The following is a 16,333-nucleotide window of genomic DNA, read 5'->3' as shown; positions in this document are numbered from 1 at the left end:
CTCGGGTCTCCGCGACGCCGCCACGCGACTGCTCCGTCCGTGGATGACAAACGTGGAGGGGCTCGGCCAATCTCCGGAGTGAAGCCTCCCGCTAGCCAAGCCTCTCCAGCCGCCTCGGCAGCCGGTTCATCGGCATCGGCCCATCTGCCCTGATCAGGAACTGGTCCTCGAGATTGAAGCTGGCGAGGCCGTCCATGTAGAGCGGGATTTCGAAGGCCAGCACCATGCCGACCTCGATGACGACATCGCTGTCGGCCGCGATGAACGGCCATTGCTCGGAAAACACCGACTGGCCGACGCTGTGGCCGAAATGGCCGCGGCGGAAGCTGCGCAGGCCTTGCCGCGCCAGGCTCTCGGTGGTGACGCGATGCACATGAGCGAGCGTGTTTCCCGGCATCAGCGCCGCCAGCCCATCCTCGAAGGCGCGCTCGGCGATGGCATGCAGCTCGGCCTGGTCGGCGGAAGGCGGCCCGAAGGTGAAATTGCGCGACATGTCGGAAGCGTAGCCGCCGACCGTGCAGACCATGTCGCATTTCAAGGGATCGCCGGCCACGGCCCTGGCGTCGGCGCCCTTGGCGCGGGCGCCCAGCGTCACATATTCCGCCGTGACGACCGGATGCGACAGCCCGGCTGCCGCTTCGGCGACGCCCTTGCGGTAGAGCGCGATGAGATCGGCCTGGCGCATGCCGGCCATCGCGTCCACCTGCAAGCGCTCCAGCCCGGCTTCCGAGAGAAAGATACCTTGCTGGAGGAGATCGATCTCGCGCTGGGATTTGACGGCCCGCAGCCTGTCAAGGACCGGCGAGCCATCGACCATCGGGCAATGCGGCAACAGCGCCTGGATGGCCGCGAAATCGGCGGCCGGGACGAAGTCAAGGTCGATGCCGAGCGTTGCGCGCTCCAGTCCGAATTCCTCGAGCAAGGCCTGCAGCTGGCGCACCGAGCCGGCGAGATCGAAAGTGGCGGGGCGGGAGAAATCCGGGGCGCGGCCAAGCGAGGCAAGGCCGGCCTCGATGCGTTCGGCCAAAGCGAGCCCGTGCGTTCCAATCTCGACCGGCGCGGATTCGATCCAGATCGGGTGCGACCGCACGATTGCTTCCGGCGCGGCGAGCCGCAGCTGCGCGGCGTTGAAGTCGGCGACGACAACACCGATCGGCAGGTCTTGTCCGGCCGGGATGATCACGAAGCCGCCACCGGCACGGCGGAACAGTCCCGCCGGGCCGATCCACGCACCGGTCGCATAGTGGAAGGCCTCGGGCGCGCAGAGCACCAGCGCCCCGATGCCGGCGCCTTCCATCAACTGCGCGGCGCGCTGGCGGTCGACAAAGCCTGTCATGGGTTTCTCCGGATGTCAGAAGCGACAACGGAGCATTGCGGGTGCGGACAATCAAGCTGGTTGCTCGCATTGACGCGCTGCGTAGCTTGAGCGCGGAGCGGAGACGCCCACGACGAGGGGGCGGGATGTCGGCCAATGGTTGCCGGCGAACCCGCTACTTGATCGATTCCAGCTTGGCGATGGCCGTGGTGAAGCCGGCGAGCGAGACCGGGATGGTGACCGGCTTGCGGGTGACCGATTCCATGCCGATGTTCAGATTGGTTCCCGACTTCATCGTCTTGAGCAGTTCCGGCGACAGCGGCGTGGCGGCATAGGCGCCGTTCTGGTCGCTGGTCTGGATGGCGATGACGACCTTTTGCCCCTGGTCGACCTGATAGCTGACGCCGGACGGCAGGAACAGGCCGTGCGGCAAAGCGAGCAGCATGGCGAAGCTGCCATTGGCGTTGTCGCGGCGCACGGTGACGGTCAGCACGCGCTGCCCGGTCTTGGCCTCGGTGAGGGTCTGCGACACCTGGCACTGAAGCTCGTTGGTCGCCGAGCCGCTGGAGCAGTTCACCGCCCATGCATTGGCGTCGGCCGGCTTGGGTCCGGCCTCCTTGGGCTGAGACTGTTTGGCTTGGGACCCTTTGGCCGCGTCCTCGGCAAGCGCCGGGCCAACAGAAGTCGACAGCAGCCAAAGGGCAGCCGATGTCGCGATCATTCGCGCTAGATTAGCTCTAGCTAAATTACTTGGCATGTTCTTGACGCCCCACAATTTTCCTTGCCCCGGCAGGTATTCTCTCGGAAAAGGCTTGATACAACAATGGCGACGGCTCCGAAAGCCGAGTCCCGGGTCAAGCAAGCCGGCAAATCTACTGTGGCAATATGGTCACAGGACAGAACTTTGCGGTCCGACAACAACACGCACAACCTTCCGGACTCGCTATACAATAGAATTCGCGTAAGAATTAACACGCGGGACGTGCAGTCCCTGAAGGGACTCGCCAGGGATGGAAACTACCGAGACGTCTCGGCAGGTTGGTGGGATGGTGGCGCATGGGGAGGCTTTCCGCGTGCGCGCTGGTTATCGCCGTTCGCGCATTGTAAGCCATCTTTGGAAGACGACGGCGCTGACGACGCTGGCGCTTGGCCTTTCGGGCGTGATTGCCCATGCCGACCCCGACGGCCTCTGGCAGCCGCAGATCCGCGCCATCGTCGGTGCCGACAACAATGGCGGCAACGCCGCGCTCGAAGGCTTCATTCCGATCAAGCAGACGGCCGAGTCGGTGCTGTTCCTCGATGTCCGGGCCAAGCACGATTTCAAGGATGCTTCCGGCCAGGACATCGGCCTCGGCATTCGCCGCATCGTCAATCCCGACCTGATGCTCGGCGGCTACGCCTATATAAACCTCGAGAACTACGACAGCACGCAGTTCACCGCGGCCACGCTGGGCGTCGAGGCGATCACGCCGAACTTCGACGCGCATGTGAACGTCTTCGTACCGATCAAGGGCGACTCGACCGATCATTCGACCAGCTCGACCCTGTCGATGGTCTCGAACCAGCTGATCGAACGGATATCGGTGCTCGACCACCGCGACTACGCGGCCTGGGGCATCGAAGGCGAGATCGGCGCCCAGGTTCCGGTCAACCTGCCCGACAAGCACTCGCTGCGGCTCGACATTGGCGGCTACCATTTCGAGGACCCGCACGGCGACGACGGCAGCGTCACCGGCGCCAAGGCCGGGTTCGAATACACGATCGGCGATGTCTTCGGCAGCGGCACCGAACTGGTCTTCGCCGGCGAGGTCCGCAACGACAATCGCGACGACACCCAGTTCGCCGGCAGCGTGCGGCTGAACATCCCGTTCAACCCCGGCCACGGTTCGGACAAGACCGCGGCCATCGGTGCCGAACCGGTCTATCCGGTCAGTGAAGGCCTGCGCAAGCGCGTCAACGAGCGCGTGCGCGGCGATATCGGCGTCAGGATCCAGTCGCAGGAGATCAACGGCGGCTCGACGACGCGCGTCGCCATCAACGCCGCGACCAATGCGGCGTTCGGCAAGTTCTATTTCGCCGATGGCGGGCTGGCGGGCGCCGGCACGCTGACCGACCCGACGACGCTGGACGACGCGGTCACCAAGGCCGGCAGCGGCGGTTTTGTGGTTGCGCTGGGCGGCAATGGCAATCTGACGACAGCCGGCGTGACACTTGCCAATGGCCAGACCGTGATCGGCGGCGGCGAAAGCGTCACCGCGAAACTGTCCGGCGGCGGCACCGCCACCTTCAATCTGGGCGGCAGCGACGGCACGATCCAGGGCACCAATGTCGCCAACAACGTCATCACGCTCGGCACCGGCAATACGCTGAACGGCATCACCATCACCGGCGGCGCCAACGGCATCTTCGGCAACAACGCCACCGGCACGACGCTGACCAACGTGACTGTGACGGGTGCCGGCGGCAACGGCGCCGCGTTCACCGGCAATTCGACCAACGTCAAGGCGTCCGGTTTCACCGCGACCGGCAATGGCCTCGACGGCCTGCATATCGAAGACAACGGCACGTACAATTTCACCGGCACGACGCTGCTGCAGGGCAATGGCGACGACGGCCTCGATATATCAGGCCAGGGCACCTACACCTTCGCCACCGTCAATGCGCTTGATAACACCGATCGCGGCATAACCGTGCAGGGCACGTCGATTGCCGGCAGCTTCACCACCACCGGCGGCACCGTGTCGGGCAATGGCGGCATGGCCGTCTTCATCGACCCGATCACTGCCCATTTGGTGCTGGATTCGATCAGCCAGACCGGCGGCACGTCGGGTGTCGTGCTCGACCATGTCTCGGGCAGCTTCACCGTCAACGGTTCGACGACGATTTCCAACACGACTGGACCGGCGATCGCCATTTCCGAATCGCCGGCGGCGATCCGCTTCGGCGATGTCGCCATCTCGGCACCCGGCGGCGACGGCATTTCGTTTGCCGGCGTCAATGCGGCGGTGGTCGCCGGCAACATCGTCATCTCCGGCCTCGGCGTCGGCACCGGCCTCGACTTCTCCGGCAGCCACACGAACTTCACCGCGCAGTCGCTCAACATCACCGGCACCGGCGCCGCCGGCTCGATCGGCATCGATCTCTCCTCGCCGACCTCGGGCGGGGCAACGATCGTCATCACCGATGGCGGCGCCATCGCCGGGGTCGACACTGGCGTGCGCTTCGGCATAGCCGGCTCGCTGGCCCATTCGGCCAATGCCGAATTCAGCTTCGGCGGCGGCTCGATCGCCGGCAGCACCGCTTCGCTCGACGCGCGCGGGCTGAACCAGACGCTCGGCCACTACGCGTTCGGCTCGACCACCTTCAGCGGTCCGCAGCTGTTCGACGTGCAGAATGTGATCTTCGTCGGCGCCACGGCGACCGGCTCGGGCACCGGCTCCTCCCTGCTGGACCTCGCCTCGATCGCGACAGCCGATGCCAACACCGACGGCACGGCGATCTTCGTGCTGGTCAATCGCGGCACGGCCATCGACGACACCGACGGTTTCTCGCTGAGCGCCGGGCAGACGCTGGCCTCGTTCGGCAACGGGCGGACCTTCTCGCTCGGCGGCATCCCGGTCAACGTGACCGGCGACAACATTTCCCATACCGGGACCATCTCGGACGCCGGCGGCGCGGCGACGCTGACCAGTTCGGCCGGCGCGGATACCGTGACGCTGGCCAACGGCACCTCGCTGCTCGATTTCAACGTGTCGAACGCCAATCCGGGCGGCGGCAACGGCATCCATGGCAACAACGTCACCGGCGTGACGATAAGCGGCGTCAATGTCAGCGGAGCCGGCCTGGACGGGCTGCTGTTCGAAGGCGCCAGCAACGTCGCGGCCAACAATGTGACCGCGACCGGCAATGGCGGCGCCGGCCTGCGCATCGACGGAGACGGGACCTATGCCTTCAACGGCGCGACAGGGCTTTCGGGCAATGGCGCCGGCCTGGCCATCAACGGCGACGGAAATTACGCGTTCCAGACCCTGAACGCATCCGGCAATTCAAGCCTCGGCGTCAACGTCTCCTCCACCGCCGGCACGTTCACTACCACCGGCGGTACGATCTCCGGGAACGGTGGCGGCGGCGTCGCGCTATTCGGCGCCGATCTCGACGTGACGCTGACCAGCTTGACGCAGGACGGCGGCCTTTTCGGCGCGTCGTTTGCAGGCGTGTCGGGAAATTTCGCCGTTTCCGGCGCAACGACGGTCAGCAACACCTTGCTCGGCGGCCTCGGGATATTCGACAGCACCGCCGATTTCACGTTCGGAACCGTCGATATCTCGGACATCACCGCCCCGGGCGGCGTCGGTATCGACGTCCAGAATTCCGGCGGCGCGGTCACGTTCGGCGGGCCGGTCACCCTGACTCATATCGACAGCGAGGGCATCCTCGCCACCGACAATGCCGGCACGCTCACCTTCAGCGGACCGGTCAGCATGACCGATCCCGGCGACGGCATCTGGCTGGAAGACAACACCGGCGCTGTTTCGTTCAGCGGCGCGGTCACCATCGACCAGCCGTTCGGAAGCGGCATCGACGTCGTTGGCAGCAACGGCATCATCAGCTTCGGCGACATCGATATCACTGGCCTGTGTAACTGCTCCACCGCGCTCGACCTGTCGGGCAGCACCTCGACCTTCACCGCCGCCATGCTCGACATCAGCGGCAGTTCCGGCGGCTCCTCGATCGGCATCGACCTGTCGGGCACCAATGGCGGCTCGGTGACGATCGGCGGCGGCATCATCGCCGGTGTCGACACCGGCGTGCAGATGGGCACCAATGGCGCGGCCGGCACCACCGCCAACACGGCGTTCTCGTTCGGCGCGGCCGGCGGCGCGGTCATCACCGGCACGACGGCGTCGCTCGACATGCGCGGCCTGTTGCCAGGCAGCGGCACCTATGCCTTCAACACCACGGTGCTGAACGGTCCGCAGCTGTTCGACATCGCTAATGTCGTCTTCGTCGGCGCCGCCAGCACCGGCGCTGGCGACGGCTCCAGCGTCAACGACCTGATCAACGCCACCGCGGCGGACGCCCTGGCGGCTCCCGCCAACACGATCTTCGTGCTGGTCAACAACGGCGCCGGAAACATCGATACGGATGCCGACGGCTTTACGCTGGCCGACGGCCAGTCGATCGTTTCCTTCGCCAATGGCGCTTCGGTGAGCCTTGGCGCGCCGCCCGCCAATGTCACCGGCACGCATGTCATAAGTGGCACGCAATTCCAGGCCGATCCTTTCGGCAATGGCGGCGCGACGCTCAACAATTCGGCCGGCAACACCATCGACCTGGCCAATGGCAACCTCGTCGCGAACCTCACCGCCAGCAGTTCCGCCACCGCAATCGATGGAACGGGCATCGCCGGCGCAACGATCAACGGCGTGACGGTCAGCAGCGCCGCGACAGGCGTCGTCCTCGACAGCGTGACCGGCACGGTGACGGTCGACGGTCTCCACATCCAGAATGCGAGCCAGACCGGCATCGCGCTGGTCAATTCAAGCGCGACCGTCAATTTCACCGGCAATACGACGATCGCCAATGCCGGCAATGTCGGGCTGTTCGCCAACGATTTCGACGGCACCGCCACTTTCGACGACCTCGATATTACCGGCGGCGGCATAGGCGTCGGTATCGTTGCCGGCTCGAGTGGAACCCTGACCTTCGGGGCCGGAAGCTCCATCGCCGGTACGAGCAGCAACGCCTTCTCGATCACCAACTCCACGCCCAACGTCACCTACAACGGCACCATCAGCCAGACCGCCGCTGCAAGCGCGGTGAGAATTTCCAACATGACCGGCGGCACCGCCACCTTCGGCGGCAAGATCACCGCCAGCACCGGTGCGGCCAATGCGATCAACCTGACCGGCAACACCGGCGGTACGATCAACTTCACCGGCGGCCTCGACCTGACCACGGATGGCGGCTACGGCTTCAGCGCTGTCAATGGCGGCACGCTGACGGTGACCGGGACCAACACCGTAGCAACCGGCCTCGGGCCGGATGAGAAGGGAATTCTCATCGGCGGCACCGGAATGACCATCGGCGCCGCCGGCGTGAATTTCGCCAGCGTCAACGTGGATGGCTCGGGCGGCGGCGCTTCTACTGGCATCGTCATCGAGAACATCAGTGCCGGCAGCGGCAACGTCACCTTCGGCAATGTCGATCTGTTCCGTATCAGCGGCGACGCCATCCGCCTCACCAACATCGCCGGCGGCACGTACAGCTTCAACGGCACGACGAAGATCGATACCACCGCCCTCGGCGTTTCTGGCTTCGTGGTGCAGAACAGTGCGGCGACCGTCAGCGTCAACAACTTGGTTACGACAAGTGTTAACGCCGCCGATGTCAGCCTGGCCAACAACACCGGCACCATTGCCATCGGCGGCACGATCACCAACTCCGGTACCGGCAACGGCGTCGTCGTCTCCGGCGGCAGCGCTGCGATCACGGTCTCGGCCGGTATCTCCAGCTCGGCGACCGCGCCCGGCACGGCGGTCAAGGTCGATGGCATCACCGGCGGCTCGGTGGCCTTCAGCGGCAGTATCACCTCAACGGGCACCGGTAACCTCTTCGCTATAGGCACATCGTCAACGCTGACCGGCGGTACGATCAGTTTCAGTGGCTCGGCGATGACGGCCACTGGCGGTGGCGGCGCAGTCCTCACCCGCCTAGGCGCCCCCGGCGAAAGCGCTATTTTCAACGCCACCGCGCCTTTGTCGATCACCAACGCGATAGGCAACGGGCTGTCGGTTTCGAACATCGCCGGCGGCTCCAGTGCCACCTTCGGCGCGGTCACGGTGTCGGGTGCCGGTGGCAATGGCATAGACATCGGTACCTTTGCGAGTTCGTTGACCTTCGGCACGACCAGCGTGATTCTAGGCTCGGCCGCCAACGCGGCCGGCATCAATTTCTCCGGCACCAATGCTAACGTGACCTTCGGCACGACCAACGTGACGATGGGTGCCGGCGCCAACCAGACCGGCATCGACTTCAACGGTTCGTCGACCACGGCCGATTTCGGCGTGACGGCAATTGCCGGCAACGGTGACCTCACCTCGCGCGGCATCGACCTGTCGTCGACGACGGGCAACAAGACCATCACCTTCCAGCGCGGCTCCAGCATCACCAATCTCGGCGTCGGCGTCGAACTGTCGTCGGGCGGCACCACGGCGACCTCGGCCAACGCCAACTTCACCTTCGGCGACGGCACTTCGGCCGACGGGCTGCAGTCATCGATCAGCGCCACGGCCGTTGGCGCCTTCACCGTCAACACGGTCGGCCTCGATCCGGCCTTGGGCAATTACGATTTCGACGATGTCGCCTTCACCGGCAACGCCAATCTGCCCAGCGCGGTTGGTGGGACCATCATGGTCTCGCAGAACGGTGGCGTGATCGCCGCCGGCACCTACGGGCTCAGCGCCGCGGTGACGACCATCTCGGTCGCCGCCGCCGATGCCCTGGCCGGCACGCAGACCTTCGCCTTCGTCGGCACAGTCGATCTCAGCGGCACGCCGTTCACGCTCGATTCGGGCCAGTCGATCACCGGCTTCGGCAACAATACCGCCATCACCGTCTCCGGCACGGTCCAGCCGGTCAATGTCCAGGGCAATCTCGGCGCCACCGGCGGCAACGTCACCGGCAATGAAGGCGTGGTCACCGGCACGGCCGACTTCCTGCATCTGCTCGGCAGCAACCAGGTCAGCAACACCGCTTTCAACTTCAATGGCGCCAACGGCTCGGTCTTTACCATCGACCAGAGCGCGGGTGGCTTCAACAATGCCGGCGGCATCACCATCCAGGGCGTGACGGTCAGCAATGTCGCCACCGGCAGCACGGCCTTCAAGGTCGCCAGCCTCGACTCGAACCTGTCCATTCTCGACAACAACATCAATGTCGCCGGCACGCTGCTCGACGCCAATGGCGGCGCCGGCAACATCACGCTGACGCGCGGTACTTTGCCCAACAGCGCGACACCGGGCACGCTGACCGGCGGCGGCGTCAGCATCGCAAACCATACCGGCGGCCTGATCACGTTCTCCGACGAGGTGACGGTCGGCGGCAATGGTGTCTCGCTCACCAACAACGCCGGTTCCATAATCACTTTCGAGGGTTTGGACATCACCACGAACGCCGCGACGGCGTTCAGCGCCAGCGGCGGCGGCACGGTCAGCGTCAGCGGCACCGGCAACACCATCACCACCGGGACGGGCACCGCATTGGACCTCGACGGCGTGACCATCGCCGCGGCCGGCATCAATTTCGATACGATTTCGAGCAACGGTGCTGCGACCGGCATATCGCTCAACGATGTCAACGGCGGCTCGCTCGATCTCGGCGCGGTAAACCTGCAAGGCATCACCTCGCGCGGCGTCGATATTTCCGGCGCGCTCGGCTCGGCACTGGACTTCACCAGCCTGACGGTCGGGCTCAATGCCGCGAACGCTATCGGCTTCGACCTCAACGGCGCATCGCTCGGCGGGAGCAACATCACGGCGGGCGATTTCGACGTCGACGGCGGCAGCTTCGCCGGCACGATCGGCATCGACATGGCCGGCACGACCGGCACGGGCATCATCCAGCTCGGCGACACGGTCAATCCCGGCGGCGCCCAGACCTCGACCATCGGCAATGTCGGCTATGGCGTCCAGTTCTCCAGCGCCACCAACGCCAAGCTGGTGTTCGGCGACGGCCAGGGCCCGGCCGAATCGACGATCGCGACCACCGGCGGACAGGTCATCCACGCCACCGATAGTTTGCCGACCAACGGCGACTACAATTTCAACGACGTCAATTTCAGCGGCGACACGTCGAACCTTTCGGCGGTCCGCGTCTACTATGTCACATCCGGCGGCACCGGCGACGGCAGCCTCGCCAATCCGGGCAGCTATTTGGGTGCGCAGGCGTCCACCGCCAATGTCGTGGTGCTGATCGACCAGAACGTCAACGGTGCCCAAGAAACCATCGACCTCAGCGGCACCGCGTTCAACCTCGATGACGGTCAGGTGCTGCTCGCCTTCAAGAGCGGCGACGCGGCCATCGATGTCTCGCAGCTCGGTGTCGACACCAGCGGTGGCGCGTCGGCAGCGTTCCACTTCACCACGGTGCAGAATTCGCCGATCGTTACGGCGCCGGGCGGCATCGATACGCTGCGGCCGATCCTGCAGACCAACAACGCCACCTCGGTCATCAACCTGGCGACATCGGGCGCCGGGACGATCACCGGCGGCATCCAGAACCTCATCATCCGCAATACCGGCACCGGCGCCGGCATTTCCGGCAACGCATCGGCCGCCTCCAGTTTCTTCGTCAGGGACAACGACATCGCCGCCGGCGGCCGGGCGCTCGATTTCATCACCACCGGCGCGCCGGCCGACACGCTGCTGCTCTCGATCGATGGCAACACGCTGCAGTCGACCGGAGCCGCGCTGGCCGCGTCCTTCGCCGGCCAGAACATCGGCCCGACAAGCAACTCGATCGCCGTCAGGTCCTTCTCCGGCAATACGGTCACCGGCGGCACCGGAGGCGGCATTGCCTTCAACAACGTTACGTTCGATTCCACTGGAGCCGGCGGCACGGTCAGCGTCGGCACGCTCGATGTCGGCACGACTGGCGCACGCGTCCAGGGCAACGGCATCGCTTTCACCAACACCAGCGGCACGCTCGATCTCGGCACCTTCACCGTCGCCAACAATGGCGGTACTGGTCTCCTGGTCGACACGAAGGGCGCGAATACCAATTTCACCCTGAACAGCAGCGGCGGCTCGGTCGACACCACCAACGGCTCGGCGTTCAACCTCGACCCATTGACCGTAAACATGACGGTCGGCAGCGTCACGGCCACCGGCGGCGTGAGCGGCATCATTTTCGACGGCGTTGCCGGCACCTTCACCGTCACCGGCGCGACAAGCATTTCCAACACGTCGGGCGCCGGCATCAGCGCCATCAACGCCAACACCGGCACCTTCAATTTCAACACGGTGACGGTCAACAACACGACCGGCGGCGGCATCGGCTGGGCCAGCGGCACGCTCAACGTCAGCGGCCTCGCCAACATCGACACGACGAGCGGCAGCGGTCTCTCGCAGGGCGGCGGCACGACCAGCTTCACCGGCGGGCTGACCGTCGACACCACGACCGGCACCGGCATCGCCAACACCGGCGGCACGATGGGCATCACCGCCACCGGCGGCGCCGAGACCGTGAATTCGACCCTCGGCCAGGCCGTCAGCCTCTCCGGCGTCGCCGCCACCATCGCGCTCGATTCGACCTCGTCGGGCGGCGGCACCAACAATGTCGGCCTGACCAATGTCACCGGCACGGTCGGCCTCGGCTCCGGCGCGCTGAGCGGTGCGACGGGCACAGCGTTCAACGTGACCGGCGGTAATGCCGTCATCACCTATGGCGGCTCGGTCACCAAGGCGACGGCTGGCAGCGCCGTCAGCATCGCCAACCGCGGCGGCGGCAGCGTCACCTTCGGTGGGCCGGTCTCGGCGAATGGCGTGGCGAGCGGCATAGCCATTTCCGGCGCGACCGCGGCGAACACGGTCAGCTTCAACGGGGCCGTCAATCTCGGTACCAGCACGACGATGACAGGCACCGCGGTGTCGATCGACAACGCCGGCAAGGCTTCGACCGTCAACTTCGCCAATCTGAATATCCTGACGAACGGCACGGCGGGCTTCAGCGCCAGCAATGGCGGCACGGTCAATGTCACGACCGGCACCGTGAATTCCACCGGCGCGCAGGCGGTGAATCTCAATGGCATCGCCGCCGGCGTCACGTTCACCTCGACGACGTCGACCGGCGGCACCAACAATGTCAGCCTGACCGCTGTCACCGGCACGGTCAGCCTCGGCTCCGGTGGCTTGAGCGGTGCGACGGGCGCGGCGTTCCTGGTCAGCGGCGGCAGCGTGAACACCACCTATGCCGGCAACATCACCCAGGCCAACAACGCCGCCATGGTCAACGTCCTCGGCGCCCATACCGGCACGCTGACCTTCAACACGGGCACGCTGTCGGCCACCAACGGCACCGGCCTGCAATTCTCGAACGCCGACGGCACCTATAATTTCAACGGCACGACGACGCTGAACGGCGGCACCGCCAACATCAACATCCTCACCGGTTCGGGCGGCACCTTCAGCTTCGGCACCGGCACCTCGATCACCAATACGACCGGGACGGCGATGAACGTGTCCGGCAGCACGGCCAACGTCACCTACAGCGGTAACATCACCCAGGGCGGCAGCGGCGCCATGGTCAACGTGTCGACCCACTCCGTCGGCACGCTGACCTTCCAGACCGGCACGCTGTCGGCCAGCAACGGCATCGGCCTGCAATTCTCCAATGCCGACGGCACCTACAATTTCAATGGCACGACGACGCTGAACGGCGGCGACGCCGGCATCGACATCCTCGCCGGCTCGGACGGCGCCTTCAGCTTCGGCGCCGGCACCTCGATCACCAACCCGACCGGGGTCGGTTTCAACGTCGATGGCGGCGCCGGCAACATCACCTATGCCGGCACCATTTCGAAAAACAACGCCAACAACATCGTTGCCATCCAGAACCGCACCGGTGGTACCACGACACTGTCCGGCAATCTTACGGCCACCGGCGCCACCACCAACGGCATTCTCGTCAACGCCAACAGCGGCGGCACAATCAATTTCTCCGGTGCCGGCAAATCGCTGACGACCGGCACCAACACCGCCGTCAACCTGACCAACAATACCAATGCGACCATCAACTTCACCGGCGGTGGCCTGGTCATCAACACCACCAGCGGCACCGGCTTCAACGCCACCGGCGGCGGCACGGTGACGGTGCAGGGCAGCGGCGACACGATCACGTCAACGACCGGCACGGCACTCGATGTCGAGAACACAAATATCGGCTCGGGCAACCTGGTCTTCCAGAGCATCTCGTCGAATGGCGGCAGCGCCGACGGCATCATCCTGGTCAACACCGGCACGGCGGCCGGCAATGGCGGCCTGCATGTGACCGGAACGGGCTCGGCCGGCACGGGCGGCACCATCGCCAACAAGAGCGGCGCCGACGGCTCCGCCACGCAAGGCACGGGCATCTTCCTCAACGGTACGAAGAGTGTGCAGCTCGCCTGGATGCAGCTCAACGACTTCGGCAATTTCGCGATCCGCGGCAACAACGTCACCGGCTTCTCGCTGGACCACAGCGTCATCAGCGGCGACAGCGGCACCAGCAACAGCCTGTCCGACGGGCTGGCGTCCTTCGCCAATGTCGGTGAGGATGCGATCCGGCTGACCAACCTGCTGGGCTCCGGTTCGATCACCAATTCGAACATCAGCGGCGGCTATACCAACACCATCATGGTCGAGAACAACACCGGCACGCTGAACCGGCTGACGATCGACAGCTCCACCATCGGCGGCAGGAGCGACAACGGTACCGGGATGAACGACGCCATCAACTTCCAGGCCGACGCGGGCAGCACCGCCATGAACCTGACCGTCTCCAACAGCGCTTTGACGACAGCCCGCGCCAACCTCGTTGCCGCGACAGGCGGGGTCGGGACGAACATGGACGTCCAGCTGGTCGGCAACACGGTAGCCAACAACCACCCTGTGACCGTGAGCGGCGGCACCGCCTTCGACATCGCCAGCCTTGGCAATGTCACCTTCAATATCGCCAACAACACGTTCGACATGCATGCCGCCAATGGTGGAACCGGCATCAAGTCGCACGTCATCGAAGTGAACAAGGGCAGCGGCAGCGGCAATTCGATATTCGACGGCACGATTTCGGGCAATACGATCGGCGTCGCCGGCACAGCCCATTCGGGCAGCGGCATCGGCTCCAACGATATCGACATCAACAGCCAGGACAACGGTACCTTCACCGTCGCGATCCTGAACAACATTCTCACGCACTACGACACGGCCGGCATACAGATCTCCCAGATTTCCGGCAGCAGCACGATCAATGCCACGGTGCAGGGCAATACGACCAGCAATGGCGATTCCAATGCCTTCACCGGCCTCTACGTCGTCGCGGGCTCGGGCCTGGCCGGCGACAATGGCGTCATCAACCTTTTGGTCGGCGGTTCCGGGACTCAGCGCAACGACTTCTCCAATGGCGATCCGGCGAACGGCAGTGACGTCTTCCTGGCGGTATCCGGCGGAGCCAGTACCTCGACGATCAACCTGTCGAGGGGTGTCTCCGCAGCTCCAACGGCCGAGCAGGTCGTCACGGACAACAACCTGAATCCGGCCACGACAACCGTGGCGACGTCGGGAACGATCAACATCGTCAATACGGTGCCACCGCTGCCCTGATCAAGTTTTGTGGTAGTTTAGCAGTTGCGAATACACAAGATTCATGTCGACATTTCTATCTGACGTGTCATGTTAGCGGCATCGGATAGAAGCTGGAGGGGGCCCGTATGGCAGAGCCATATCTATCGGAAATAAAACTGATATCGTTCAACTTCCCTCCCAAGGGTTGGGCGTTCTGCAACGGCCAGTTTCTGCCGATAAACCAGAACCAGGCGTTGTTTTCTCTTCTGGGCACGACCTATGGCGGCAATGGGCAAACCACGTTCGCGCTGCCAAATCTGCAGGGCCGGGTGCCGACGCATATGGGCGGCGAAGGATTTTTCCTTGGTCAACAAGGCGGCGAGCCGTCGCATACGCTTACCGTCCAGGAATTGCCGTCCCATGTGCATGGGGCCAGCGCCTCGACGGTGGATGGTGACCAGGTGATTGCCACCAACAATTATCTGGGCCCGGCCAATCAGCTCTATGGCGCACCGGCGAATCTGACGACCATGATACCAACCGAAGTCAGCAGTATCGGCGGCAGCCAGCCGCACGAAAACATGCAGCCATACCTGACCTTGAATTTCTGCATCGCCCTGGTCGGCATCTTTCCCTCGCGAAATTGAAGGAGTTCGAACGATGACGGCCTATGTGGGCGAGATTCGCATGTTCGCCGGCAATTTCAATCCGAACGGCTGGATGTTCTGCCAAGGCCAGACATTGCCTATCTCGGAGTATGAGACGCTGTTCCAACTTATCGGCACCACCTATGGCGGTGACGGGGAAGAGACGTTCAATCTGCCGAACCTGTCGGGCCGGCTGCCGCTGCATCAAGGCAACGGGTACGTGATCGGGCAGATGGCGGGTGTAGAAGAGGTTACGCTTACAACGCAGCAGATCGCCTCGCACTCGCACCCGTTCATGGCGACAACCAATATCGGTGGCGCCAGCGCCCCGGGCAACAACGTGCTTGCCCAGTCGTCCACGATCAAAGTCTACTCCGCGATCGCTCCCACCGTGGCGCTGGGGCCGTCGTCGATGACGCCAGCGGGCGGCAGCCAGCCGCACAGCAATTTGCAGCCCTATCTTTGCATCAATTTCATCATTTCACTGTTCGGCGTTTTCCCGAGCCAAACATAGGACAGGACCATGTCGGACCAATTCGTCGCGGAAATCCGAATTTTCCCGTTCAACTTCGCCCCCACGGGCTGGGCGACCTGCGACGGTCAGCTCATGCCGATCTCGCAAAACACCGCCTTGTTCTCGCTGCTGGGCACAACCTATGGCGGCGATGGCAAATCGAACTTTGCCTTGCCGGACATGCAGGGCAATGCGCCGATGCAGCCCGGCCAGGCCGCTGGCGGATCGGATCACTTCCTGGGTGAAACCGGGGGATCGACGACGGTAGCGCTGCTACAGACCGAGATGCCGCAACATGTGCATTCGCTGATGGCCGCCATTCCTCCGGCGCTGCTGTTCGCGCCGTCGGCCTCCACGGGACTGGCGCGGTCGGCGGGCGGACCGGTCTACCAGACCAGCAACGCCAATTTGACGCCGCTGAACAGCAATGCGGTGCAGCCAACGGGCGGCGACCTGCCGCACAACAACATGATGCCGTACCTGACACTCAACTTCTGCATCGCCTTGCAGGGCATTTTCCCGGCCCGCCCCTGATCTG

At 64.6% G+C, this 16,333-nt stretch carries 6 protein-coding genes; 4 read left to right on the top strand and 2 right to left on the bottom strand.

The window, feature by feature from the left end:
• Positions 1-91: 91 nt before the first annotated feature.
• Positions 92-1,336 carry a Xaa-Pro peptidase family protein gene (locus FJV83_RS23295; RefSeq protein ID WP_142887288.1) on the bottom strand — a complete coding sequence of 415 codons (1,245 nt, stop codon included), beginning with the start codon at positions 1,334-1,336 and terminating at the stop codon, positions 92-94.
• Between the two features lie 154 nt (positions 1,337-1,490).
• Positions 1,491-2,036 (bottom strand): invasion associated locus B family protein, encoded by a 546-nt coding sequence (locus tag FJV83_RS23290; RefSeq protein WP_246691906.1) that lies wholly within the window; start codon positions 2,034-2,036, stop codon positions 1,491-1,493.
• A gap of 352 nt (positions 2,037-2,388) precedes the next feature.
• On the opposite strand from FJV83_RS23290, the gene FJV83_RS23285 reads away from it, so the two are divergent.
• From FJV83_RS23285 to FJV83_RS23270, 4 genes are all read left to right on the top strand, one after another.
• Positions 2,389-14,673: an S-layer family protein gene (locus FJV83_RS23285; protein ID WP_142887290.1), complete on the top strand. Its 12,285-nt coding sequence runs from the start codon at positions 2,389-2,391 to the stop codon at positions 14,671-14,673.
• A gap of 107 nt (positions 14,674-14,780) precedes the next feature.
• Positions 14,781-15,281, top strand: a complete 501-nt coding sequence (locus FJV83_RS23280) for a tail fiber protein (protein ID WP_095788994.1) — start codon at positions 14,781-14,783, stop codon at positions 15,279-15,281.
• 13 nt (positions 15,282-15,294) lie between these two features.
• On the top strand, positions 15,295-15,795 hold the full coding sequence (locus tag FJV83_RS23275; protein WP_142887291.1) for a tail fiber protein: 501 nt from the start codon (positions 15,295-15,297) through the stop codon (positions 15,793-15,795).
• Between the two features lie 9 nt (positions 15,796-15,804).
• A complete protein-coding gene (locus FJV83_RS23270) occupies positions 15,805-16,329 on the top strand; it encodes a tail fiber protein (protein ID WP_095775572.1) in 525 nt (174 codons plus the stop codon).
• The last annotated feature ends 4 nt before the right edge of the window (positions 16,330-16,333 follow it).

This window comes from Mesorhizobium sp. WSM4307 (assembly GCF_007003945.1).
GTDB lineage: Bacteria > Pseudomonadota > Alphaproteobacteria > Rhizobiales > Rhizobiaceae > Mesorhizobium.
This window is presented reverse-complemented; position numbering and strand designations above follow the sequence as displayed.